This is a genomic window from Gammaproteobacteria bacterium CG11_big_fil_rev_8_21_14_0_20_46_22, assembly GCA_002796245.1.
In the GTDB taxonomy this organism is placed as follows: domain Bacteria; phylum Pseudomonadota; class Gammaproteobacteria; order UBA12402; family UBA12402; genus 1-14-0-20-46-22.
Window position 1 is genome coordinate 12,353 of the sequence record PCWT01000028.1, and the last position, 23,874, is coordinate 36,226.

At 47.4% G+C, this 23,874-nt stretch carries 18 protein-coding genes; 7 read left to right on the forward strand and 11 right to left on the reverse strand.

Annotation, left to right across the window (positions count from 1 at the left end):
- Positions 1-354: 354 nt before the first annotated feature.
- Both COV52_03405 and COV52_03410 read right to left on the reverse strand, forming a co-directional pair.
- Positions 355-936: a 4Fe-4S ferredoxin gene (locus COV52_03405; protein ID PIR11520.1), complete on the reverse strand. Its 582-nt coding sequence runs from the start codon at positions 934-936 to the stop codon at positions 355-357.
- Positions 933-2,573: a methionine--tRNA ligase gene (locus tag COV52_03410; GenBank protein ID PIR11521.1), complete on the reverse strand. Its 1,641-nt coding sequence runs from the start codon at positions 2,571-2,573 to the stop codon at positions 933-935. The genes COV52_03405 and COV52_03410 overlap by 4 nt, the downstream gene beginning before the upstream one ends.
- 146 nt (positions 2,574-2,719) lie before the next feature.
- On the opposite strand from COV52_03410, the gene COV52_03415 reads away from it, so the two are divergent.
- From COV52_03415 to COV52_03425, 3 genes are all read left to right on the forward strand, one after another.
- The gene (locus COV52_03415) at positions 2,720-3,751 is read left to right on the forward strand and encodes an iron-sulfur cluster carrier protein ApbC (protein ID PIR11522.1); all 1,032 of its coding nucleotides are present in this window, start codon (positions 2,720-2,722) and stop codon (positions 3,749-3,751) included.
- Between the two features lie 4 nt (positions 3,752-3,755).
- Entirely contained in the window at positions 3,756-4,328 is a 573-nt protein-coding gene (locus tag COV52_03420) for a dCTP deaminase (GenBank protein PIR11523.1), read from the forward strand.
- Positions 4,329-4,475: 147 nt separating this feature from the next.
- Positions 4,476-4,868, forward strand: a complete 393-nt coding sequence (locus COV52_03425; protein ID PIR11524.1) for a hypothetical protein — start codon at positions 4,476-4,478, stop codon at positions 4,866-4,868.
- On the opposite strand, the gene COV52_03430 is transcribed toward COV52_03425, so the two are convergent.
- Positions 4,865-5,164, reverse strand: a complete 300-nt coding sequence (locus COV52_03430; protein PIR11525.1) for an integration host factor subunit beta — start codon at positions 5,162-5,164, stop codon at positions 4,865-4,867. The two genes, COV52_03425 and COV52_03430, sit on opposite strands and share 4 nt — an antisense overlap.
- 30 nt (positions 5,165-5,194) lie before the next feature.
- Entirely contained in the window at positions 5,195-5,821 is a 627-nt protein-coding gene (locus COV52_03435) for a hypothetical protein (protein ID PIR11526.1), read from the reverse strand.
- Between COV52_03435 and COV52_03440 the strand changes: the two genes are divergently transcribed.
- The 3 genes from COV52_03440 to hda are packed head-to-tail and all read left to right on the forward strand — an operon-like array spanning position 5,805 to position 8,697.
- Positions 5,805-6,941 (forward strand): hypothetical protein, encoded by a 1,137-nt coding sequence (locus tag COV52_03440; protein PIR11527.1) that lies wholly within the window; start codon positions 5,805-5,807, stop codon positions 6,939-6,941. The two genes, COV52_03435 and COV52_03440, sit on opposite strands and share 17 nt — an antisense overlap.
- Positions 6,938-8,005: an AI-2E family transporter gene (locus COV52_03445; protein PIR11528.1), complete on the forward strand. Its 1,068-nt coding sequence runs from the start codon at positions 6,938-6,940 to the stop codon at positions 8,003-8,005. Before COV52_03440 ends, COV52_03445 begins: the two co-directional genes overlap by 4 nt.
- Positions 8,002-8,697: a DnaA regulatory inactivator Hda gene (gene hda, locus COV52_03450; protein PIR11529.1), complete on the forward strand. Its 696-nt coding sequence runs from the start codon at positions 8,002-8,004 to the stop codon at positions 8,695-8,697. The genes COV52_03445 and hda overlap by 4 nt, the downstream gene beginning before the upstream one ends.
- 49 nt (positions 8,698-8,746) lie before the next feature.
- Here the strand turns inward: hda and COV52_03455 are convergent, their stop codons facing one another.
- Positions 8,747-9,478 carry a hypothetical protein gene (locus COV52_03455; protein ID PIR11530.1) on the reverse strand — a complete coding sequence of 244 codons (732 nt, stop codon included), beginning with the start codon at positions 9,476-9,478 and terminating at the stop codon, positions 8,747-8,749.
- A gap of 8 nt (positions 9,479-9,486) precedes the next feature.
- A complete protein-coding gene (locus COV52_03460) occupies positions 9,487-16,566 on the reverse strand; it encodes a hypothetical protein (GenBank protein ID PIR11531.1) in 7,080 nt (2,359 codons plus the stop codon).
- Between the two features lie 98 nt (positions 16,567-16,664).
- Here COV52_03460 and COV52_03465 point away from each other — a divergent pair, with 98 nt between their 5' ends.
- A complete protein-coding gene (locus COV52_03465) occupies positions 16,665-19,046 on the forward strand; it encodes a hypothetical protein (GenBank protein PIR11532.1) in 2,382 nt (793 codons plus the stop codon).
- Between the two features lie 172 nt (positions 19,047-19,218).
- Here COV52_03465 and COV52_03470 read toward each other — a convergent pair whose 3' ends face one another.
- The 5 genes from COV52_03470 to COV52_03490 all read right to left on the reverse strand — a co-directional run bounded on the left by COV52_03470 (position 19,219) and on the right by COV52_03490 (position 23,858).
- Positions 19,219-19,959 carry a hypothetical protein gene (locus COV52_03470; protein ID PIR11533.1) on the reverse strand — a complete coding sequence of 247 codons (741 nt, stop codon included), beginning with the start codon at positions 19,957-19,959 and terminating at the stop codon, positions 19,219-19,221.
- The gene (locus COV52_03475; protein PIR11534.1) at positions 19,956-20,546 is read right to left on the reverse strand and encodes a phosphoheptose isomerase; all 591 of its coding nucleotides are present in this window, start codon (positions 20,544-20,546) and stop codon (positions 19,956-19,958) included. Before COV52_03475 ends, COV52_03470 begins: the two co-directional genes overlap by 4 nt.
- Positions 20,547-20,596: 50 nt before the next feature.
- Positions 20,597-20,986: a hypothetical protein gene (locus COV52_03480; GenBank protein PIR11535.1), complete on the reverse strand. Its 390-nt coding sequence runs from the start codon at positions 20,984-20,986 to the stop codon at positions 20,597-20,599.
- Positions 20,987-21,139: 153 nt separating this feature from the next.
- Positions 21,140-22,930 (reverse strand): hypothetical protein, encoded by a 1,791-nt coding sequence (locus tag COV52_03485; protein PIR11536.1) that lies wholly within the window; start codon positions 22,928-22,930, stop codon positions 21,140-21,142.
- A gap of 46 nt (positions 22,931-22,976) precedes the next feature.
- The gene (locus tag COV52_03490) at positions 22,977-23,858 is read right to left on the reverse strand and encodes a hypothetical protein (protein ID PIR11537.1); all 882 of its coding nucleotides are present in this window, start codon (positions 23,856-23,858) and stop codon (positions 22,977-22,979) included.
- Positions 23,859-23,874: the final 16 nt, after the last annotated feature.

A 23,874-nucleotide genomic window follows, 5' to 3' on the forward strand; every position in this document is an offset into this window, starting at 1 on the left:
TGTTAGCCCGTTACGGTAGCAGCAGGCAAAAAATGAAAGTGTGGAAAAATAAGAAATGTCGGCCTTACAGGCCGTAATAAAAGTCATAAGCAGCGCTGACGACGATGCGAAGATCGGCGAAGTTTGAATTGTTTGTCGTCAGTGAATTGTTCATGTCGGCCATTATATCGATTTGTATCTTATTTTTCAAGTAATTTGCTCTTATTGTGAGCAAATCTTAAGTTGAGGGGTATCTTGATTTTCTTGTGCATGATGATACTTATTTTTCCAAGGCTTAAGTCTGTGATTTACGCCTGACAAGCTAGGGTGCTTGAGGTACACAGCCAGACCTGATGATTGGCTTTGTGAGAATGACTACTTCGACTTCGCAGCGTTCAAATAATCCAACGGCGATTTTTTCTTGGCGCTTAAATGTTTCTCGCGTTTTTTGCGCTGGTGTTGTTCCAAGCGCTTTGTGTGTGCTGCATAACGCTTGCGGTATTTTTCAGATTCCTCAGGGGTGATTTCACCTTCGCCTACGGTGACGATCTCGATGCAATCCATCGGACAAGGCGGCAAGCACAGTCCGCAGCCGTTGCATTCGGCTTGAAGCACCGTGTGCATAAGTTTATGCGCGCCAACAATCGCATCCACCGGGCAGGCGGGTAAACACTTCGTGCAGCCGATGCATAGGTCTTCATTGATCACTGCTACTTGCCGTGGCTTTTGTTTTTCGCTCATCGTGAGGATCATGTTATCGTTGAGCGTTTGGTCAGTGAGTGCGGCGAGTTTTTCTAAGCCTTTGACACCACCTGGCGGGCATTTATCAATAGCTTCGTTGTCATTAACGATAGCTTCGGCATAGGGTTTGCAGCCGGCGTAATCGCAATCGCCACATTGGGTTTGCGGTAAAATCGCGTCCACGGCTTCTACGGTTAAAGTGAAAATTTTATTCATGCCTGACCTTCGGCCAAAATCGCCGAGAGTGTTTCAGGATCCACGCGGCTGATCATCGGTTTGAAATCGTTGATCGCATGATCGAGCAAACGCACTTGGGTCTCTTGCCATGTAAACGGCACCACGTTTAAAAACGTAACGGTTTTCTCGCTGAGAGTCGGTAGCACCGGTGTCAGGTAAATCATTAAAATGCGAAAGGCATTGATAGCGGTGGTACAGATCGCGTGCACGCGCGCAAGCTGGCTTTCATCTTTGGCCAGTGCCCAAGGTTCCACGTCACTGATGTAGCTATTTACTTCGTCGGCTAATTGCATAATGACACGCATGGCCTCACCGTATTGGCGGCTTTCGTACAGCTCAGCAATGTGGTCGGCTTGATCTTGCAGTTGCTGGATTAAGGCTTCGTTATCCAATGTGGCGGCTAAACGATTATCAAATTTTTTGCGAATAAAGCCAGCAGTACGGCTGGCAATGTTCACCAGTTTGTTGACCAAGTCAGCATTCACGCGCAGGCTAAAATCCTCGAGGTTTAAATCGATGTCTTCAATGTGCGCGTTAAGCTTGGCGGCAAAGTAGTAGCGCAAATAATCGGGCGCTAAATGCTTGAGATAAGCGCGTGCGGTGATAAAGGTGCCGCGCGATTTTGACATCTTTTGCCCATTGACCGTCACAAAACCGTGCACAAACACGCCATTGGGGCGTTTGTAATGCGAGCCGAGCAACATGGCCGGCCAAAACAAAGTGTGAAAATACATCACATCTTTGCCGATGAAATGATAAAGCTCGGTGTTGCTGCCTTGCTGCCAAAAACTGTCGAAGTCGATATCCGGACGCTGCGCACAAAAATGTTTGAAGCTTGCCATGTAGCCCACGGGCGCATCCATCCACACGTAAAAATATTTACCCGTGGTGCCAGGAATGGTGAAGCCAAAATAGGGCGCATCGCGGGTGATATCCCAAGCTTGCAAACCCGACTCAAACCATTCATTCATTTTTTTGATCACCGGCACTTGCAAGTGGCTGTCGCGCATCCAGGTTTGAATGGCGTTTGCAAAAGGAGCGAGCTCAAAGAAATAATGTGTCGACGTTTTTTGAATCGGCGTGGCGCCTGTGAGCACCGAGAGCGGGTTTTTTAAATCTGTAGGGTCGTAGGTCGCGCCGCACACTTCGCAGGCATCGCCGTACTGATCGTCTGCGCCACACTTGGGACAAGTACCTTTGACAAAGCGATCGGGCAGGAACATGTTTTTCTCTGGGTCAAACGCTTGCTCGATGGTTTTTTCAGTGATGTGGCCAGCCGCTTTGATTTTTTCAAAGATATCGCAAGCCAGTTCACGGTTTTCTTCAGAATGTGTGGTGTAGAAATTATCAAAGACGATATCAAAATCACGAAAGTCGGCCATATGCTGTTCGCGAATTTGCTCGACCATTACCGCGGGGTCTAGGTTTTCTTTTTGCGCGCGCAGCATAATCGGTGTGCCATGGGCATCGCTGCCGCAGATGTAATACGCCTGGTGGCCTTTTAAGCGCTGAAAACGCGCCCAGATATCAGCCTGGGTGTATTCCAAAATATGGCCCAAGTGCAAAGGCCCGTTAGCATAAGGCAGTGAGGCGGTGATCAGGATGTGTCGGCTCATAGGGGCTTCATATCAATTAAAGAGGCGCAGTTTAGCATGAAGCCTGACATCTCAAAACCCTTGCTATTCAATCCTCGCCCCTCGCAATGCCGTTTTGTTCAGGTATACTGCCAAGCGAATGACAACAACAGTGGCGGCGAGCAAGCGTGGGCACATTATCCGATTTTTTTGATCCTTATCTTCAACAAACCTGGGGCAATTGCCAGGGTGTGGTGCTTTCAGAGGCGAGTGTCACGCTGCCTTACCCCTGTGAGCAGGTCAAAGCGCCGTTGAAGAAGGCCTTGGCCGAGCATTTGGGTACGCCTGCAGAGATTAGCTTGAAAAGCGAGATACTGGCGCATAAAACTCAAGCTGGCGTGCAGCCGATCAGCAATATCAAGAACATTATTGCCGTGGCTTCGGGCAAAGGCGGGGTGGGTAAATCGACAACGGCTTTGAATGTAGCGCTCGCACTCAAAGCGCATGGCGCCAAGGTCGGCTTGTTGGATGCCGATATTCACGGGCCGAATCAACCTGGGATGCTCGCGCACACCGGTGAAAAGCCTGAGATTATCGATAAGCAGTTTCAACCCATTGAGCATTTTGGTTTGGCCACGATGTCCATTGGCTATTTAATTGATGCCGAACAGCCGACGATTTGGCGCGGACCGATGGTGAGCACTGCACTGTCGCAAATGCTCACGGATACCGCTTGGCCAGCGTTAGATTATTTGATTGTGGACATGCCACCCGGCACGGGTGATGTGCAGCTAACATTGTCGCAAAAAATTCCCGTCAGTGGCGCAGTGATTGTGACCACGCCGCAAAACGTGGCGCTGCAAGATGCGCAAAAAGGCTTGGCGATGTTTAAGAAAGTGGGTATTCCGGTTTTGGGTGCCGTGGAAAACATGGCGTATTATCATTGCCCGGCCTGCGGACACGACGATGCGATTTTCGGTCAGGGCGGTGGTGAGCGTTTAGCGGAGCAATTTTCTTTGCCATTGTTAGGGCGTATTCCTCTAAATAGCACGATTCGCCAGGGTGCGGATGAGGGTAAGCCTGCCGTCTTATTCGCAGACACAGCGATTCAAACAGCCTACTTAGACACAGCGCTTCAATTGGCGGTGAAATTATCGTTGCAAGCCCGCGCCTATGCTGATAAGTTGTTGAAAATCAAGGTACATCATCAACAGGAGTGAGCGCATGGCAGGTATAAAATCTGATCGTTGGATTCGTGAAATGGCCGAAACGTACGAAATGATCGAGCCGTTTGCCGCCAATCAAGTGCGCAAAACAGACGGTGGCCACAAAATCGTTTCCTATGGCGTGTCAAGCTACGGTTACGATGTGCGCTGTGCTGATGAGTTTAAAATTTTCACGAACATTAACTCTTCCATCATCGACCCGAAAAATTTCTCTGAAGAGAATTTTGTCGATGTGAAATCCGATGTGTGCATTATCCCGCCGAACTCGTTCGCCTTGGCGCGCACGGTGGAATATTTTCGTATTCCGCGCAATGTGCTTACGATTTGCCTAGGCAAGTCAACGTATGCGCGTTGCGGTATTATTGTGAATGTCACCCCGTTAGAACCAGAGTGGGAAGGGCATGTGACGCTCGAGTTTTCCAATACCACCAATTTGCCAGCGAAAATTTACGCCAATGAGGGCGTGGCTCAAATGCTCTTTATCGAAGGTGATGAGTTGTGTGAGGTTTCCTACCGTGACCGTGGCGGCAAGTATCAAGGACAGACGGGCGTGACCCTGCCTAAAGCATAGCATCGGCTTTGATTCATAGGCATACGCTCAAGCACATTGATCGGGCAACACGAGTCAGGGTCCTGCCGGGTTGCTGCCGATAAAAACTCATTGTATTTTTCTGCGATAGCACGATAATGTGCCAGCCTAATTTTTTGGAGAATAATAATGAAAACTAAGCTATGGGTATTAATGATATTATTGGCTTTTTCGAGCTGTGCTTTTGCTTTAAATTTGGGTCAGCGTGGGCAGGTGACTGGCTATTTTGGTAACGAAGGTGCTGTCACATACCAGACAGGGTCTGCAGGCCAGGTTGCTTGTGTGGTTTGTCTTGGCGCAAGCTCTGAGCTTGCGGTGGGTGAGGTTGAAGGAAGTTGGTCTAGCAGTCCCGGCTATCACTTTTGGTTGTCAAATGATGACGACGACGATAGCCATGACGTTGTTGATTTTACAGACATTCCTCAATCTTCAAGCGTAACGTTTGCAGCCTCAACGAATTTTTATTACGTTTATTGTGTGGCGGGTACGACTACGCCAAATGTTACGCTTTGTGAAAACTAGCTCTCGTCTTGCGTATAATCGACTTGCTCACGCAGCTCTTTACCCGGTTTGAAGTGCACTGCGTACTTCGGTGGGGTAACGAGCTTTTCGCCCGTTTTCGGGTTGTGTGCTTGGCGCGGTGGGCGATAGTGCAGTGAAAAACTGCCGAAACCGCGAATTTCAATGCGGCCACCTTCTGCGAGGTGGTCGGCAAATTTATCCAAAATAGCGTTGATGCTCATGGCAACATCTTGCACGCTGAGCTGATCTTGGCTCAGGCTGATTTTTTCAATGATCCGTGACTTAATGGCTGTCATGGTGTCCTTCTCCACAAAACCTAGCGGGCATTATAGCTCATCATCGGAATGATGTGTTTGATTTTGAACGGTTTTTTCACTTTTTTCCTGTTTTGGGGCGTTATCGGTCTTTTTGCCGTGGCGATAACGCCAGAAAAAGAACAGCGCGACGATCACAATGAGCGGGATCAAGATGAAGGTGAGGTACTTCACAAGCAGTGTTTGGATCACAACGAGAAAGCCGAGCAAGATGCCGATGACCAAATACATGGAATCAAAATGCACTCCGGCTAAAAACATCGCGAGTGACAATAAGGTGAGCGCAAAAATACCGCCGACCAAAAAGCTGATGATGCCAGAGCTAATGACCAGCGAAACTAGGTAAATCGCGCCGAGTAAACCGATCCAGTGCAAAATTTCATGCCAGACGATGGTGAAAGAGAGTTCGTGGTGTCGTGAAACAATCCAAGACAGCACGATGCAGATCACGGCAAAAAGCGGGGTGACGTAGACCCAGTATTTCCAGGCCATTTCTTCCGGGGCGAAGTCTGTCATGAAGACGCCTAGAGCGGATAGCACGAGTAAGATCAACGCGACAACCAGGCGGGCTTTTAAATGTGTTTCGCGACCCTTAACAATGCCGGAGCTGTGAAGAAGGTCGATGGCTGAATTAAACATGATTTCGTTCCTTGCTTTGTCATGCTATGCTCCATTAAATCAAAAAATGACGACAATGGATAGAGGAAAGAGCGCAATGCGAAAAGCCTGGGCGCTATTAATTGGGATATGCTTGACCACGAGTGTCTTTGCGGCGAGCTTGACCAATCTTTACACGTATACCCTCCCTGTGGCTAATCGCACGGCCGATGCTCGTAACACAGCCTTGTCTCAAGCCTTTTCTAATATGTTAGTTCGTTTAAGCGGCAGTTCCGCCGTCACAAGTTTGCCAGCGGTGCAAACGGCCTTACAGTCTCCTGGTAATTATTTGCAAGAATACGCCTATGTGTCGGGCAGCAACGGCACCTCGGACGAAGTGCGTTTTGTGTTTTCACGTGATTCGGTCAATGCCTTATTGGCGAGTGCCGGTCAGAGCATTTGGGGGGCAACGCGCCCTGTCGTTTTAGTTTGGTTGGTGCTTAAAAATGACCAGGGCATGAAAATACTTAATAGCGGTGATTCTTCAAGCCCGGTCGGCCAGCTTGAACTCGACGCGCATGCCCGAGGGTTACCCTTGATGTTACCGATGCTGGATATCAATGATATGCAAGCCTTGAGTGCAAGCGAGCTTTGGCAATTACAAATGAGTGCGGTCATGAGCGCTTCGGCACGTTATGTGCCCGATGCGGTGTTGGTGGTGCGCGTCGATGAAACAGACCCTGCGGCACTCAGTAGCGTGTGGTTGTTGTCTTCTAACGGCCAGCAGCAGCGATTCCAAATCACGGCGGATAATATCTCGCTCTTAGTGCAAAAAGGGGTGGACGCAGTCAGTGATTCACTGGCAAGTAATTACTCGGTGAGCCTTGCGGGGACTAGTGCATCCAGCGCAACGCTGAGTGTGGATGGGGTTGAAACCTTGGATGCCTACGCTCGGGTGTTAAAATATTTAAACCAGCTTACGGCGGTTAAAACGGTAAGCCTTCAAAGCGCGCACAATGGGCAAATCGATTTTGAGGTGACAACACATGGCGATGTGACCGTGTTGGCGCGTGAGATAGCGCTCGGCTCGGTATTGTCTCGTGTGAAAAGCCCGTCGCCAGAGAACGCCAACGCTTTGGTGTATCAATTAAGGAGAATATGATGACAGATTCGCAACGATGGATGGTGTTTGTGGGTATTATTATTGCTGCGCTGCTGGTCTATGTTTTAAGTCCTGTGCTCATACCGTTTGTGATTTCGTTCTTACTCGCCTACTTTCTAGACCCGGTGGTCACGCGTCTTCAGCGCTTTCATGTGCCGCGTATTGTTTCAGCCTTTATTGTGTTTATTTTGGCCGTGATTGTGATCGTCGGTTTGTTATTGGTTTTAATTCCTTCCCTGGAAACACAGTTGGTGAGATTGATCACGAACTTGCCTCACATGATCGACTGGGTTTCGCAAAACGTATTGCCACGCATTTCAAGTTGGTTTGCCGCGGCGGGCGGTAGCTTTAGTGCTGAAAATGCGCGCGACTTACTTTTGCAGCATATTCAATCGGGCGGTGGTTTGGTTAAAGCGGTGTTTACCACGGTCGCGCATTCAGGCTATACCATCATGGAAGTGTTGTTGAATATTATTATGATTCCTGTCGTTACCATCTACTTGATGTACGATTGGGAAAAGGTGCGCACGCAAGGTAAGTTGTATATTCCTTTGTCGGCGGCTAGGCGTGAAACAATGTTAAGTTTGCTCAGTGAGTGCGGTGATCGCTTGGCGGGCTTTATTCGTGGCCAGTTATTGGTGATGATTGGCTTGGGGTTTGTCTATTCTTTAGGTTTATCCATTGTGGGTTTGGATGTCGCCTTATTGGTCGGCGTCATGTCGGGTATTTTGAGCGTGGTGCCTTATCTCGGGTTTATTACCGGTATTCTTGTGGCCTTAATCGCCGCCGCGGTCCAGTTTCATTCTTGGTATTACATTATTGGCGTGTTGATTGTTTACGCCATCGGTGAAGTCTGCGAAAGCCTGGTGTTCTCACCTTGGTTCGTGGGTGATCGTATCGGTCTACATCCTGTTGCGGTAATTTTTGCTGTGCTCGTTGGCGGGCGCTTGTTTGGCTTTGTCGGGGTTTTGCTCGCGCTGCCAGTTTCAGCGGTGTTGATGGTCTTTTTCCGTCATTTGTGCCGAAAATATTTTCCAAGCGGTGTGGAAGGTGAGCAGGTATGAGTGAGCAGCTCACTTTAGGTGTACAGCTTGAAGATAACGCGAGCTTTGAGAACTTTTACCCTGCAAAAAATACCCAGGTGCTTGCCAGCGTGCGCGAAATGGCGCGTGGGCGTGGCGAGCACTATTTACTGCTGTGGGGCAAGCAGGGCGCGGGTTGCTCGCATCTACTGCAGGCTGCTTGCCGAGAAACAGCATCGATTGGCTTGCCTGCGATGTATTTAGACATGGCCTGTTTGGCTGCGTGTGGTTCAGTCGATGCGTTTGACAATTTAGAAGCCTTGCACTTGGTTTGCTTGGATAATATTGATGCGCTGGCGGGTCAAGATGATTGGGAAGAAGCTTTGTTTCATTTTTTCAATCGTATGCGCGAGAGCGGGCATCGTTTAATTATGAGTTTGCATCAAGCGCCCAAAAATGTGTTATTTCGTTTGGCGGATTTGCGTTCTCGTTTGAGCTGGGGTGTGGTATACCAGCTTCATGCACTCGACGAAGAAGAAAAGAAAAAGGCCTTATACTTCAGAGCTGAACATCGCGGTTTCACCTTAAGCGAGCCGGTGGCCGATTATCTGTTGCGCCATTGTCAGCGCGATATGGCGACATTAGCCAATATTTTAGATCAGCTGGACCAAGCGTCTTTGAGTGCGCAGCGAAAACTCACCGTGCCTTTTGTGAAATCTGTCTTAGGTCTGTAAGGGCGTGTTGACAATGGGCGCGCGCGCCTTGAGCGTGTGAATGATTGCCTCAGGCCGCAGTATAACCGCCATCGATCGCATATAAAGCACCCGTAATAAAGCTTGCTTTATCTGATAAGAGAAAATGTATCAGTTCGGCGACTTCCTCAGGTTTGCCCACGCGACCTAAGGGCTGTTCACGTGCTTCGGCTTGCTCAATCTCATGCAAAGGAATGCCACTTTTTTGGCTGTGACGTGCGATGGCTTCACGATACAGGGGGGTATCAATGGTGCCTGGGCACACACAGTTCACGCGAATATTATTGGCTGCGTAATCCAGCGCGGTTGAGCGGGCCAAATTACCCAGCGCGGCTTTGCTCATCGCATACAGCGTTGAGTTGGGTTTGGCGATGAAGGTTTGATCTGAGCCGACCAGCACAATGGCGCCACGGTTTTGTTGTTTTATATAAGGTATCGAGAATTTAAGGCTTAGGAAAGCGCTCTTAAGGTTCACGTCCATCATGTTCTGGTAATCGTCAAGGCTTGAGTGCTCGATGTCGCAAGACAAATGTTTGCCAACGTTCGCGACGAGTTGGTCGATACGTCCTTCTTTGGTGTGAATTTTTTCCAGGGCAGATTGAATGTCATCGGCCTGTGTTAGGTCGCAGTGGATATAATAAGTATCCCTGTTTTCAGGCTCAACGATGTCGAGGTTGTAGACTATTTTGCCGTGGCGTTGTAGTAATTGGATGGTGGCTTGGCCGATCCCTTTTGAGCCGCCTGTCACAATAATCACTTCCATGCTGACTCCTAACTGGTTATTGGATGACTCAATACATCGATGGCTGTGTTGATGGCAACTGCCAAGCTTGCGGCGTGGCGTTGATCGTGCATGCTCTCATGATCGCCTGAAACTGTCACGATGTGTACTGATTTATGACAATATTGTGTCCAGTGATTGTCACTGGCATCGATGGCTTCAAAGAGCGGACCAATATCTTGCGCTTTGAAAAGATACAGTGGGCAGTGAACCTCACAAGGTTTGTAGTGTAGCATGAGTTCTATTCGCGCATCTTGGCGAGCTAACCAGCGAGCCGGATCTTTGATCGCGTAGTGTTTGAACTGTTCGGTGTATTTGTCGACCTGTGCTTTTACCGCGGCTTTTACGAGTTGCTTTTCTTCAAAACGTTTAGGGTAAAGTGCCCAGCCATCAAGTGATAGTATTGCCAGGATCTCATCGTGGTTTTGACGCATGAGTTCGCTGATCTCTGCGGCAATATTACTGCCTGATGAAGCGCCTCCGAGAATATACGGCCCCTTCGGTAAGCTAGTTTTAATTAAGTCGTAATAATGTTTGGCCATTTCCTGCAATGAGCTGAATTCACAGTCACGTTCAATGCTGGGGTCTTGTATGGCAAAGACTGGGTTGTTGATATCTTTGGCGGTATTTAAGTACCAGAAGATGGTGCCGCCCATCGGGTGAATGAGAATCAGCGGCGTGCCGTTATGCACAGCGTTAATATGCAGCAATTCATTGTCTTTCTGTATGGCATCCCCATCGATCAGTGCGGCCAGTTCTTCAATGGAGTTGTGTTTAATCAGATCAGCATAAGAAATTGATAATTGAAATTCGTTTTTGAGGCTATCTATCAAGTAGGCGGCTAAAATAGAATGCCCGCCAGCCTCAAAAAAGCGCGTATCATGATTAATGGTCGCATGGGGGAGAAGCTTTTGCCATAAAGCGATCAACGCTGTCTCGGTTGGGCTGCTGACTTTTAAGGTATGATCGTCGTTGGCTTTAGGCAGTGGTAGTGCTTTGATATCCACTTTGCCACTTTGTGTGAGTGGAATAGCCTCAATCTGAATAAGTCTGTGAGGAAGCATATAGAAAGGTAATTTATGCTTCACAGTTTCTTTCAACACGTCAAGTTGCAGTGTGTCTTGTGAGACTAAATAGACACAAAGGCAGGGACTATCTTCTATTGAAATGACGGCTGCATAAGCTTGTTGAATATATTCATCATCTAGAAAAGCCCTTGCGATGGCCTCCAGCTCGATGCGATAGCCAAATAATTTGACCTGGTAATCTTCCCTGCCAAGAAACTCTAAGTCACCGTCATCAAACCATCGTCCTAAGTCGCCGGTTTTATAAAGCTTGCCGATGCCGAAAGGATTTTTTAAGAAACGGCTATCATTAAGCTGGTTTTGATTGTGATAGCCTTGGCAGACATTCATCCCGCCAATGTAGATCTCCCCAATAAAACCTGGGGGCAGTCGTCGGTAATGCTTATCGAGCAAGTACACCTTTGCATTACCAAAAGTTTTTCCGACGCTGCGTGGTTTGTTTGCTTCATAAAGCCCTAGGGTAACAGCCACGCTGCCTTCGGCAGGCCCGTACGCGACATACAAACATTCTGTCGCAGTGCGCCAACGTTTCGCGGTGTTGAGTGGGCAAGTCTCACCGCCCATAATGATACGTTTAAGCTTAATGTTGGAATCTGGTGATGAGTAAGTGAGTAGAGCCGGTGTGCACGCAATTTGTGTGATGTCGTAATCACGCAGCTTTTGGTTCAGCATTTGGCCGGGTAAGATCTTTTCACTGAATAAAACAAGACTAGCCCCGGATAAAATGGCGCCAAATACTTCCCAGTGGAAAGCGTCAAAGGTCACGTTTGACACGCTCAGTACGCGATCACTCGCATCCAGACAGAGTGTTTTGATTTGGCTTTGTGCGAGCGTCAAGATATTTGCGTGGCTGATGTTGATGATTTTTCGACGACCGGTTGTGCCTGAGGTGTAAAAAAAGCAAGCCAAGTCATCTAAGCTTGGTGTTTTCTCCGCGATGATGTGGTTTTGGGTTGTCTCGTCAATGTTTAGTGTGTTTGGCGATAGTCCTTTGGCGCGCAATACGGTGTTGTTGTCGCACACTAGTAGTGATGCGTCCATGCTGCTGAGTAAATCACTGATAGCGGCATCAGTTTCTTCAAGGCTTAGTAAAATATAGGGGCGGCCGAGCCGCAAGCAGGCAAGCATGGTAGCAACCAGGCTTATGCCTGGGGTGATAAGTAGCCCTGTAGCCCGAGAAGACGCCATATTGGGTTGCGATAGCGTGCTGTAAATGCACTTGACGTGATCGCCTAAAATAGCATAGGAGACGGCTTGCGTATCGCTGATAATGGCTGTGTTGTTTGGGTATTTTTTTACGATGTCTGCGAAAGCGTCATAGCAATGGTTAAAACCTAAAGCCAACTCGCCGTCGTGCTCAAACCCTGAAATTGATTCAATTAGTTCAGGCGGGCAGAGGGGTAGTTGTTTAAGCGGTGTGTCAAGTTGCCAAGCAATATTTTCAAGCTGATAGGCAAAGAAGGCTACGAATTTCTCGATTAAATTATTTGAAAAGCGATTGGTGTTAAATTCAGCCTCTACAATGAGCTTGCCGGATCGTTCAAAGACGTTAATGCTCAAGTCAAGTTTTGTGCCTGTGTAGTAAATTGAGGGCTCTTCTGATAATTGCTTGCCAAGTGCAAGGCGATTGCTTTTCTCAAGCTGATAGTTGATCAGTGCGCTGGCAAGGTGAACGTCTTTTCTAAGCTCTTTGGGTAAACAAGCGTTGATAGACTCAAAGTTAATGGCATGCTCTATCGCGTTGTGTACACGATTTAAGCTTGTAGAGATGAGTTCATGTAAGGTTTTTTCTGGGTCGAGATTAAATATTAAAGGTAGTGTGTTTGAAAAGTAGCCGATAATTTTCTCAAAGCCGCTGTCTTCGCGGTTGATATAGGGAAATAGAAAATAAACATCGTCGCTGCGTGAAAAGATACTTAGGCTAAACGCAAACACCGCACATAAAGCACCAAAAAATGTGACATTGTTTTCGGAAAGCGTTTGTTTGATGTGTGAGGCCAGCGGGGCTGGAATACTGTGTTGTAAGGTTTTTCCGTGTAGGGCAAGCTCATTCTCAACTTTATCGTAGGGCAGACTTAGCGGTTTTATATTTTTAAGTTCTTGTTGCCAATAACTTAGTTTGTTTTCGTCGACAGTTTCGTGGGTTTTTTCGCAGAAGTTGAGGTAGTTTAGCTCTGCATGACTTGGTGATTCCCCATTGTAAAGTTTAGAAAGCTGTTCGCAAAAGATACCCAATGACCAATCATCAAAGATAATGTGGTGAACGACAATGAAAAACTCATCGTGATCATTGTGCCGTATCAGTACAGCTCGAAAAGCAGGTTTTTTGGCTAGTTCAAATGGCTCTTCTTGCAGCTTGGTTTTGAACTGATTGAGTAAGTCGCTATCGCTAAAGCTTTTCGCTTTTACAGTAATGGTTTGGTTTGTGAGCTCGATTTCATTTTTGTTTAGGTCGATCCGTGAAGTTAATATCGGCTGTTGTTTGATGAGTTCGGCTAATGCTTGATTGAGTCGTGTTAAGTCGAGCTTTTCATTGAGGCGCCAGCTGATGGCGATGTTGTAAGCAGGCGACTCTGGATTGAGTTTTATAAAGTTCGCGATCAGTATTTGCGGCCCAGAAAGAGAAGTCTTTTGGGGTAGATTAAACCTGGATGGTTCTGTTTTTTTCTTTGCGGAGTCTAGGTAGGCTGCAAGTGATTCGAAAGAATCATAGGCGTAAAAAACTTTGATGCTTACAGGTACATTGAAGGCGGTTTCAAGCGCAAAGGCAAGTTCAATACGCATGAGCGAATTAAGACCGATGCTGGATAGGCGAGTATGACGATGGATAAAATGCTCAAGTGGAACACCAATGACGGTTTCAAGTTGTTTGATCAGTCTGCTTTCTGTTTCTGTTCGAGTACTGAGCGTTTTTTCTAAGGCTGCTATGTCGATTTTCTGGTTGAGGTTTGTCGGTATTCGATCAAGTAAGAGATAAAATGCAGGTTGCATATAACTTGGTAATTGCTCCTGCATGTAGTCTTTAATTGACTCTAGGTTTAGCGGGTGACGTTTGCTGGCAACAAGATAGGCAATTAATACAGGTTTATTTTGCTTTCCTTGTACGACCACAGCAACTTGTGCAATGCCCTCGTGGCGCAGCAGGGTTTGTTTGATTTCCATGGTATCAACGAGATAGCCGTTGATTTTATTTTGCGTATCTTTCCTGCCAATAAAGTCCAAGCTACCATCGGGCAAGTAGCGTGCGAGATCGCCTGTGGCGTAGGCTTTTTTTGTTTCGCCATCAATCGAGATTGAAACGAATTTTTTTTCTGTGAGCGCTTTGTCTGTGTAGCCTAGGCTTAAGTTTAACCCAGTGATATGGATTTCACCTATCGCGCCGATGGGGCTGAGTTTATTGTCAGGTGTTAAAATATAAATGTCATTATTGTCGACGGGCACGCCAATGGTCGGGTGGCGACGTTCATCATCACTGGCTTCGATACGTGCTTGTGTGACAAAGCCTGTTGCTTCAGTGGGCCCATAGAGATTGCTCAATGTCACATTGTGAATCTGAGTTTTGTAAGGGTTTAGGGCGGCGCCTCCAGACAGCAGTGTTATCGCTTGTTTGATTTCAAGCTTGTCGGCTTGTTTGAGCAGTAGGTTGATTAAGGCGGTTGAGAGGAAACAATGACTAATACCCGCATCGTTAATCCAGTCCGTCAGCGTTTCTATGTCATGTTCAACGCCTTTAGGAGCGACGATAACGGCGGCACCTGAAAGTAAACAAGGGAACAAGTCCGCTATGGACCCGTCAAAGCCTATGCTTGAGATGAAGGATATCTTACTGCCTGGCCTTGGAGAGAATAGGCGTTGATACACTTCGACATGGTTCACAATGGCGCGCCTAGGGATGTAAACTCCTTTGGGTTTTCCGGTGCTACCAGAAGTAAATAAAAGGCAGGCGGGGTCTTCGCCTTTAATTTCCGAATTTTCTTCTGTTATCTCACGCAGTGTAAAAAGACTGTGTATATTGAGTTGGCGGATTTCTTTGGTTTGTTCTTCGATGGCCTTACCATCGTAAAGCACGAGGGTGCAGTTACAGCTCGAAAGTATAATCTGTATCCTTGCGGGAGGGTTTTTTGCATCAATCGGCACGTAGATTTTCCCGGCTTTTAGAATGCCGAGTATGGCAATAATAATGTTTGCACAACGATCACCATAAAGTGCGACAAGCGTTTCGCTATCTCTCATTAGTGCTTTGAGATGGTTAGCCAATGTGCTGCTCAGGGTGTCAAGTTCTTTATAACTTAGTGTGTTATCACCGTCGATGATCGCAGGCTGATCTGGCCACTGTTTTACGCATTGCTCAAAAAAAGGGATTAAGCGTTCGTGGCTCGGCGTGTATTGCGGGCCTCGACTCATGGCAATGATGGTTGCATGCTCTTCGGGTGTGTTGATAGACAGGTGCTTTATAACAAGATCAGGGTGCCCCTGTATTTGGTTTAGAATATGTTCCAAGTGAGCGGCAATCTGGCGACAAATGGCACTCTGTTCATCAAAATTTAGCAGCGCAGATTGAAAGAAGACGGTGACTTGTTGGTTTTCAATATTGTGATGAACCGCTAAGTCTGAAATGGGTTGCTCAGGCGCTTTCTTGCGCTGTGAAAAGCTTACAATATTGTCGCTTATCCATCGTGTATTTTCTTTGGGTATTGTGGGGTGGCGTAAGAAAAAGTCGTGAGGCAAAAGCTGGTGTTTAGCATTCAGTTCCTGTTTTGCCTGCTCGCGAACGGATGCGTTGCTGGTTTCTTTGTCTATTGTTATGTGTATTGGCTGGCATGATGAGGCAAGCTTTTTCAAACTATCCGGCAAGTCTTCAGTGTGATGGCCGATCAGCACGTTTTCGGCGTTGTTGAGCTTGGCGATGTATATGGCTAGCGCAGCCAGAATGCTTGGGCTTTCATGTGGTGTGCTGAAATGATGTTGGCTGGCAGGGGTGCCGCTGCGTTTTCGGCTGGCAAAATAAGGCAAAGGTGAGGCGAGCTGACTGCGAAAAATATGGAGTAGGTGTGTTTCGTTGAGGTTTGTGGCTTTTAGTCTGTGAAGTTCGGTTGGCGTCGTGAGTGTATGGGGTAACACGATTGAGCGTTTTAGTTTTTTGCTGGAAAATGGCTGTTCGTCAATCCGTTGCAAGCGGTCAAGTGTCATTTTGCCAGTTTGCGTATCTAGGGTCATCGACTCTTCATTAATTTGTATGAGGCGTAATGGTGTGCTGCGTGGTTTTTGATCCAGGCTTTTATAGTCTTGGCAGACATAGGCTTCATCGTTGATGACCAGGGTAGGCAATTGATAAGGGTTGTCAAAGTTGCCAAAGCAAAGCGCGCGTATATATCGAGCAATCAGCTTTTGATCGTTAAGTTCGTTAATGAGAGTGTAAGGCAGTGATTGGTGGGTTTTGGCAAGCAAAAGAAAGTTTAGGCTGAGTTTTAAAATGTCTTCAAGCTTCTCAACGATGAGCGGCAATAAATCGCTTGCGGCCAACAAACATTGTTCGATGACCTCGCCGCTTGAAAGCTCGGCTTTTAGGCTTAATTTGGCCTGCTCAACCAGGCAGGCGGTGTCACTTTTTACAAGGCCCCAGCAAATGGTATAGTGTTCGCTGTCGTTGAGTAGCGCCAGCGGTATTGGGCTGCGCTCATACAGGCAAGGTGTTTCAGTTTCAAAGTAGCAAAGCTCTAAAGCCTTAGATCTATCGCCAAGCGGGGGATGTGATCGGCAGCTGTTGATAATAAGCGCGGTTTTTTTAATGCCATTGAAAGCGCCTTCGTGATCCAGCGTGTAGGAAAGCCCAGTGGATTCAGCCCAGTCAATGAGTGTGGTTGACGCAAGCACCAGTGATTCAATAGTGAGGCCACACGCTGACAAGGCTTTGTAGCACTCAATCATTAAGGCGTCATCACCATAAAGGTAAACTTTCTTTGCTTGAGGTCTTGTTGATTTCATAGTGCATCACCGCTTGCGATGTCAGCGATGAGATATCATACTATAGGTCTATAGTGTTAATCATCCCGCGGGTTTCAGTCTACTAAAGTGAGTGAGTTGTGGCAAGCAAGCATGATTTGACGGCGCTGACTCAGGCTGTTGAATTTTTTTCTGAACATGCTGTTCTTCTTGATCGTGAGAATAATCTTGTCGTGGCGAACCTCTATGCCCGCCATTTTTTCTCCATTGAAAATATGCCCTGTGCTTTTGACAGACTCTTGTTGCAAACGCTGGCGCACCCTCAAGCATTGAGTCGATTGTTGGGCCTGGCCAGTGGTGATTTTTGTGATATGGCCGATTATCGTTGGCAAACGCTGAAAAACTATATGGGTGACTACAGTCTAATTTTGTTTAAACCATTGGCGCCTCAAGCGCTGCCATGCCGCTTGTTTCCTGGTGCTTTCTTAACCTTGGAAGATTTATTTAATCTGTTTCCAGGCAATATTTACTGGATGGATAGCGAGCGACGCTATTTGGGCTCGAATACCTCAAATTTGCTGGCGATGGGCGCAAGCTCTGTGGCGGATATCCAAGGTAAGCGCATCGAAGAATACTTTGAGCACGCGGGCAAGATCGTGTCTAAAGTGATCGAGGCGGATACAGCGGTATTGGCATCGGGTCAGCCTGTGATGCTTGAGGAGGTCGGCTTTAATGAGTCAGGTCTTGAGTCAAATTATTTGAGTATTAAAGTACCGATCAGATCTTCTGATAATAAGGTGGAAGGGCTCTTTGGTTTTTCTTTTGATCTTAACAAGTTTGTTGAGTCCCAAGCTGAGCACGAGAGTGTTAATTGGCAGTACTATTCGAGTCAGCAAAAAACCTTGATAGCCGATTTGGTGAGAAAAATTTCTGGGGGTCAGGCCTTTTCTGATGTCAGCTATATAGACAGCGTGACTGCGATTAGCCAGTTTTATGAAAGCATATTGGCTTGTTTCCCGGGGAATGTGTATTGGAAAGATCGTAGTGGGCATTATCTGGGTTGTAACGAGGCACTCTCGCGTTTAGCAGGGCTTGGGCATCGTCATGAAATCGTTGGGCGAACCCTGGATGATTTCTTGGCAGGTGAGCTTCTGGAGGAAACCAGGCAGATCGATGAAAGTGTGATGAGTACGGGTGAAACCCTAATTGTTGAAGAGAAGGCGTTTGATGAACGGGGTAAGCCGGCTAGCTACATGACGTATAAAGTGCCGATTTTTGGCGCAAAACAGCAAGTCGTGGGCATGGTGGGTATTTCTCTGGATATATCACAGCGTAAAAAAGCCGAGGCGGCCTTGAAGCGTGCGAAAACGGTCGCTGAAAAAGCCAATAAAGCCAAATCAGACTTTTTGGCGATGATGACTCACGAGCTGCGCACGCCGTTAAATATTATTTTGGGTATGACGCGCATCATACAACAAGAAGAGCTGCCAAGAGAGCGCGAGCAGCACTATTTGCAAACCATATTCAATTCAGGCCAGGCCTTATTGCATTTAATTAACAATATATTGGATTTTAGTAAAGCGCAGTCTGGCACTTTGCGTTTACAAAAAAGCCCGTTTTCACCGCGTGAAATTTTGGAGCAACTGGATGCCGAGCTCGGTTATAAGGCGGCTGAGAAGGCCTTGTATTTTCATATTGATTGCGATGGCTTGCCCGATCAGCTGTACGGCGATGATCAGCGGCTTCGCCAAGTCCTATATAACCTAACGGATAACGCCCTGAAGTACACTGAGCACGGGGGCGTTTCTGTCGTTTTGAGGGTTGGGCCTAAAACAAAGCAAGGCTTTACGTTATTGGTGGATGTTAAAGACACGGGTATCGGCATTCCGAAAAAACGTTTAAAGCAGGTGTTTAATGCTTTTACGCAAGTGCGCAGTGAAAAGCATGATGAGTACTCAAGGCGTCATGGTGGTGTGGGTTTGGGTTTGGCCATTGTCACCAAAATGCTCGGTGTGCTTAAGGGTAAAATCGAGGTGGAGAGTGAAGAGGGGAAGGGAACTCGTTTCCACCTGAAAATTCCGATGGAGTATATGGCCGGTGAAGCCCAGCTTGAGATTGCTAAGCATGAGGCACTGCCAGAAGTGTTTCCAGGTAAGCGTATTCTCCTGGTTGAAGACAATCTCATGAATCAAAAAGTCGTTTTGCACATGTTGGAAAAATTGGAGTGTCAGACTGACGTTGCAGCTGATGGAAAGACTGCTTTGGAAAAACTGCATTCATCTGAAGGTTATGATTTGGTGCTGATGGATATCAGCCTGCCCGATATGAGTGGTTTGGATATTACACGAGAGTACCGGCAGGCCGAGGAAGCCTCAAAGCGACGATTGCCCATTATTGCATTGACGGCGCATGCGCACAGTGACGATGAAGCTAAATGCTTGGCTGCTGGTATGGATGACTTTTTGGTTAAGCCCGTGTTTGCAGAAAAACTTCGCGAAGTGATTGATCGCTTAACGAGCTAGGGGCACGCCCTAGGGCGTGTCCCTAAACTCATCGCTGGGCTGCAAAACAAGCCAAATCGGTAAACATACAGGAAGCTTTTCGTTAAATATGTCCAATATTCGCCTCAAACCTTCCTCTATTTTTCCTCGATTATCTTGTTTTTCGCACCTACCGAGAGCTCAGGGGCGCGCCCTAGTCATTCACGTATTCTAAATCCTGTGAATCCGGTTTTTGCTTGGCGGTTTGCGCTTCGGCGCTTGCAGGGCTTGCGGCTTCACTGGTTTTTGCTTCGTTGGTTTTCGGCTCTTGGCTGTTTGCGCCGATGGGGGTGTTGTCACTTTGCGTATTTATGCTGGCCGGTTGAGTGCCGCAAATCACCACTTTTTGCACGCCATCGATTTGGTCGAAGTTATCGGCCATCCATCGTGCCTGCAGCGGTGTAAGGTTGTGACCTAGCACATACACAATGCCATTGTTTACGTTAATGCTCACTTGGCTACTTTTCAGGTCTTTTATTGTCAACATGTGCATTTTGACTTTAGTGTTGATCCAGCTGTCGCTCAAGCGGGTCATGTCTGAGGCGCGACCACGAATTTGCAATTCATTATATAGCGTGTTGATACCACTGACGCCCTTGGTGATAGAGCCTGCCAGTGATTTGATATCCGCGTTAGGGACTTGGCCGGATAATAAGACTTGGCCATAGAACACGGTCACGTAGATATAGGTGTTGGGCTGGTTAATGCTCGCGTTTTGATTGAGCTTAGCTGCTATGGCGTATTGTAAGTTTTGGTCTTCGTGGGCTTGAGCAATGCTTCGGTGATCGTGAATCACATAGGCCATGCCACCTATGACGGCACCACCTGCAATAATGAAACAACCGCTTAATGAGCAGCATAATGTGACAAGAAGGCAGAGACTAAATTTTCTCATGCTTCACCAAATAAACTTTGATCGATAAAGTCACACAGGCAGTGAATGATGAGCAGGTGCGTTTCTTGTATGCGTGCGGTGATGTCTGAAGGCACGCGAAGCTCGATATCGTTGGCCGATAAACAAGAGGCCATTTGGCCGCCATCTTTACCAGTCACCGTGATGACAATCATGCCTCTGTCATGGGCCGCGTTAATAGCTTCAATCACATTGCGGGAGTTTCCGCTGGTTGAAAAAGCCAGCAAAATATCGCCCGCTTGGCCGAGTGCGCGAATTTGCTTGGCAAACACTTCGTCGTAGGAATAATCATTTGAAATCGCTGTTAATGTGCCGGTGTCTGTGGTTAAGGCAATCGCGGGAAGGCTTGGGCGCTCACGCTCAAAGCGGTTGAGCATTTCTGAGGAGAAGTGCTGGGCATCACCGGCTGAGCCGCCATTGCCACAACTTAAAACTTTTTGACCGGCTAATAATGCCTCGACAATTTTCTGGCCGGCCTGACCAATTAAGCCTGGCATATTTGCCAGGGCTCGCTCTTTGGTCGCTATGCTGGCTTGAAAGTGTGATTCAATGCGTTCAAGTAAGTTCATTTTGGATCCTTTCTCATCGAACGGCGAATCATAACACGGATTTTACAGCCCTAAAAAGCGTTTTCTAGCCAGGTGAAGGAGAGGGTGTTATCGAAAAGTTCGGCGCCAATCGCATCAAGCCGGCAATCGTATTCAGCAAATTCTGGGTGCTCCATCAGGAAATACTCTGCACTTAAGCGAACTTTTCGTTGCTTGCTGTCAGTGATGCTTTCAAAGACGCAGCGCCCGTCGTCTTTTTGTCTGGCTTTGACCTCAACGAACACGAGAGTTTGCTCGGGTGAGAGTAAAATAATGTCAATTTCGCCCATTTTGCAGGCGTAACTGTGTTGTATGAGTCGATAAGATCGCTGCTTTGCCTGTTCAATGCTAAGTTTCTCCGCGAGCAAACCCAAGGCTTTCGGATGGCTCGGGACATTGATGATCTGTTTCCAATGGTGCATAAAATCCTTGTGTGGTTTTTTGGGTGAGTGGTTTACATTTATCCGGGTTATCCTCGCTATGCTCGCCAAACAAGCCCTAAATGTAGCCTGTATTGAGCCTCGTCGTAGCGAATGCGAAGACGGGTGATCATCCGGGTTTTTAATGTTGGTTGTCTAAAGGGTTTTGGGCTTGCCGTTTTTCATTTGTGCCCAATTCAGCTGGCGATAGATGCGATTTTTCGGGTGCAAATAAAGCCGCCCGCTCACGCCTTGAAGGCCGAAATAAGGTAGGTTCACTAGGTGTGTGATGTGTTCAGCCAATAAATAGCTGTCGATACCTATCGCGTAGAAACGTGCGTAATGTCGATATTGTGTAGGCCAAAGTTGTTGGATGCGATGGCGGCGATTAATCATCGTTGGCTGTGTGCTAAGCATAAGCGGCATATCACAGAAATACACATTGTCGAGATCACGATTGTAGTCGGCTGATGCATCAGGACGGTAGATGGAAGACAGTGCAAACACGGGCAGCTTACCTGCAAAGTAAAAGCGCAGCAAGGGCATAATAGTTTTGGCTTGCGACGCTGTGGCTGCGAGGAAAATACCGTTGCTGTCTTGACGGCGACGTGGGACAAAGTCAGTGTATTGGTTGCGGGCGAATTTCACGACTTTTTTCACCGCATCAGCTCGCTGCTCACTTTGTTCGACGCCGAGCAGTTTGGCAAGTTGCTGTTTTAAGTTATCAGTTTGGAAGGCTAGTTGACCGGTGATCATCGCATTATTGTCTGACCAGGTTTGAGAAAATGCCCCCAGCACTTTTTGGCCCCAGTCACTGTTGGGTGTGATCGTCAATGCGCGATCAACGCCGAATAGCCAGGCTTCTTGGGCGGCTTGTTCGGCTTCTTGCGTGGGTGATAAACCAAATTGAATCAAGTTGCTGTCATTATCATCTGTGTAGTTCAATGCAATAGTGGGCACGCTTGCATCGCCTGCAATGCGGCTAACGTGACTTTTTAGTAATGGTCCAATGACGATTTGTGCGCCGTTGTTCACGGCTAATTGGTAAGCGTCTGAAGCCGATTGAGTCGAGGTGTCATAGAAGCGAAGCGCGATTCGTTTTTTGTCGTTTTGCTGTAAATACGCGCTCATGATGCCGTCACGAATCGCTTGGCTGATGGCTTTTAAGTCACCTTCGCTAGGCAGTAGCACCGCAATTTGTTGTGGTGTTTGTGTGTTTTGAATACTCGCCAGCGTGGCTTGGTCTGGGATGAAGGCGTTAGCCGGGTGGTTTGGAAAATTTTGTTGCCAGGCGATAATGGCGTTGGCCAGGCGAATATTTGTATTGCTGTATTCCTGGGCAATGATGGCTAAGCGTAGCCAGCCTGACACGAGGCTTTGCGCCCTATATTCTGTCGCCAAGTGATTCAGTGTTTTTAAGGGTAAATTTTGAAGTGCATACCATAGGCTAAGCTCTTGGCTTTGGTTAAGGTTTTGCGAGTGATTTAGCTGAAGCACCAAGCTTTGTGCGATCTGATTGTTGCGCGCATAGGCTTGGCTTTTAATGGCGAAATAGTTTTGTTGGGTGGTGCTTGGAAGGCTGTCCCAGTGCTTGATTTTTCCAAGTTTCAATAGGGCTTGGTAGGGTTGCCCAGATTGTAAAGTGTAATAGGCTTCTTGAATGATTAAAGACGGTTGTTGATGGTTTGAAAGCGGCGCAGATTTTAAGGTCTGCATTAATTGCTTGGCCGCGTTTAAATTATCATTGGCAATCATGTTTTGTAGTGCCAAAAGATCATCATCGTATGCATTGCGGTTGTTCGTGTTGGGTTCACTGGCTAGCGAAAGGTAGTGTGTGGTTTGGCTTGATAAAATAGGCTTGTGCGATAGGCTTGATTGATTGGCGCAGCTTGATAGCAAGGCTGCGAGTACGCCAAGGGTGGTTATGAGTAAAGCGTTTTTTTTCATTGCTGCCTAGCCTGTTGGAGAATGCGGTTTGCTATTGCTGCTCAATTTAGCATATTTTTGCTGGGGTTCTCATCTTTTTCATCAGCTGTTCATAGTGTTTTTGTTGCTCTGGGTATTGGGACAAGTGTTTCTCAAATTGTTTGGCGGCATGCGAGGCGCTGGCAGGGTGGTGTAGGGAAAAGTGCTCGGCGATGTCTTTTAACGAGTAAGCGAGGCAGTCGCGGGCAAGCTTGATGGCGCAGCTTCTTGCGAGATTCGTGTGGCCACGGCCCCTTGGGCTTGGTGCTTTGATCTGCTCGGCGCTGCAGCCAAAGTGTTCGGCCACAAGCTGAATCATTGCTTCAAACGACAGGGTTTCTTGATAAGCGGGTGAGCCTTCGCTGCTTAAGCCACCACGACGCAGTTGATGTTGAAAGCTTCGTGTGGCCAAAATGGCAGGCCAACGTTGTTTTTCAAAAAACCGCTCGACTTCGGCTAGGCGAGCATCAGCCTCTTCATGGCGTGTGACCGGCAGTTTTTCAAGCCAGTCTGGAAAGTGATTTTCACGGTAATACTGAGCGCTGTTATCACTGCCTTTTGTATGCAGGTAGTTTAGGATGGCTTGGCGGTAGCGCTCGGGTTCAATGACCACGGCGCGATAGCGGTTTTTAAAATGAGTGCGTTTTCCAAGGGATTGGCTGATGCTAAGGTGCAGCTGATGCATGAACTGATCAAGGTTACCTTTGTGAGCCTTTAAATATAAAAAGTAACGCGTGGGTGTGAGTGCGTAGGCATGAAGGCTGATTTTATAACGTTTTGGAATAGTGTTTAACCCGTTGAAAAAGGCCTCGTGTAGGGCCTCATCTTGATCAAAACGGTGCTGGTCAAGCAGTTGGTGGGACACTACATAACAAGTTTCGGGTTTTAAAATGCGAAGTGGTCTGGCCATATTTCAATTATTCCTT

Coding starts and splice junctions, on each gene's coding strand:
- COV52_03405 (PIR11520.1), bottom strand. CDS start 936: ATGAATAAAATTTTCACTTTAACCGTAGAAGCCGTGGACGCGATTTTA.
- COV52_03410 (PIR11521.1), bottom strand. CDS start 2,573: ATGAGCCGACACATCCTGATCACCGCCTCACTGCCTTATGCTAACGGG.
- COV52_03420 (PIR11523.1), top strand. CDS start 3,756: ATGGCAGGTATAAAATCTGATCGTTGGATTCGTGAAATGGCCGAAACG.
- COV52_03425 (PIR11524.1), top strand. CDS start 4,476: ATGAAAACTAAGCTATGGGTATTAATGATATTATTGGCTTTTTCGAGC.
- COV52_03430 (PIR11525.1), bottom strand. CDS start 5,164: ATGACAGCCATTAAGTCACGGATCATTGAAAAAATCAGCCTGAGCCAA.
- COV52_03440 (PIR11527.1), top strand. CDS start 5,805: ATGGCTGAATTAAACATGATTTCGTTCCTTGCTTTGTCATGCTATGCT.
- COV52_03435 (PIR11526.1), bottom strand. CDS start 5,821: ATGTTTAATTCAGCCATCGACCTTCTTCACAGCTCCGGCATTGTTAAG.
- COV52_03445 (PIR11528.1), top strand. CDS start 6,938: ATGATGACAGATTCGCAACGATGGATGGTGTTTGTGGGTATTATTATT.
- hda (PIR11529.1), top strand. CDS start 8,002: ATGAGTGAGCAGCTCACTTTAGGTGTACAGCTTGAAGATAACGCGAGC.
- COV52_03455 (PIR11530.1), bottom strand. CDS start 9,478: ATGGAAGTGATTATTGTGACAGGCGGCTCAAAAGGGATCGGCCAAGCC.
- COV52_03460 (PIR11531.1), bottom strand. CDS start 16,566: ATGAAATCAACAAGACCTCAAGCAAAGAAAGTTTACCTTTATGGTGAT.
- COV52_03470 (PIR11533.1), bottom strand. CDS start 19,959: ATGAGAAAATTTAGTCTCTGCCTTCTTGTCACATTATGCTGCTCATTA.
- COV52_03475 (PIR11534.1), bottom strand. CDS start 20,546: ATGAACTTACTTGAACGCATTGAATCACACTTTCAAGCCAGCATAGCG.
- COV52_03480 (PIR11535.1), bottom strand. CDS start 20,986: ATGCACCATTGGAAACAGATCATCAATGTCCCGAGCCATCCGAAAGCC.
- COV52_03485 (PIR11536.1), bottom strand. CDS start 22,930: ATGAAAAAAAACGCTTTACTCATAACCACCCTTGGCGTACTCGCAGCC.
- COV52_03490 (PIR11537.1), bottom strand. CDS start 23,858: ATGGCCAGACCACTTCGCATTTTAAAACCCGAAACTTGTTATGTAGTG.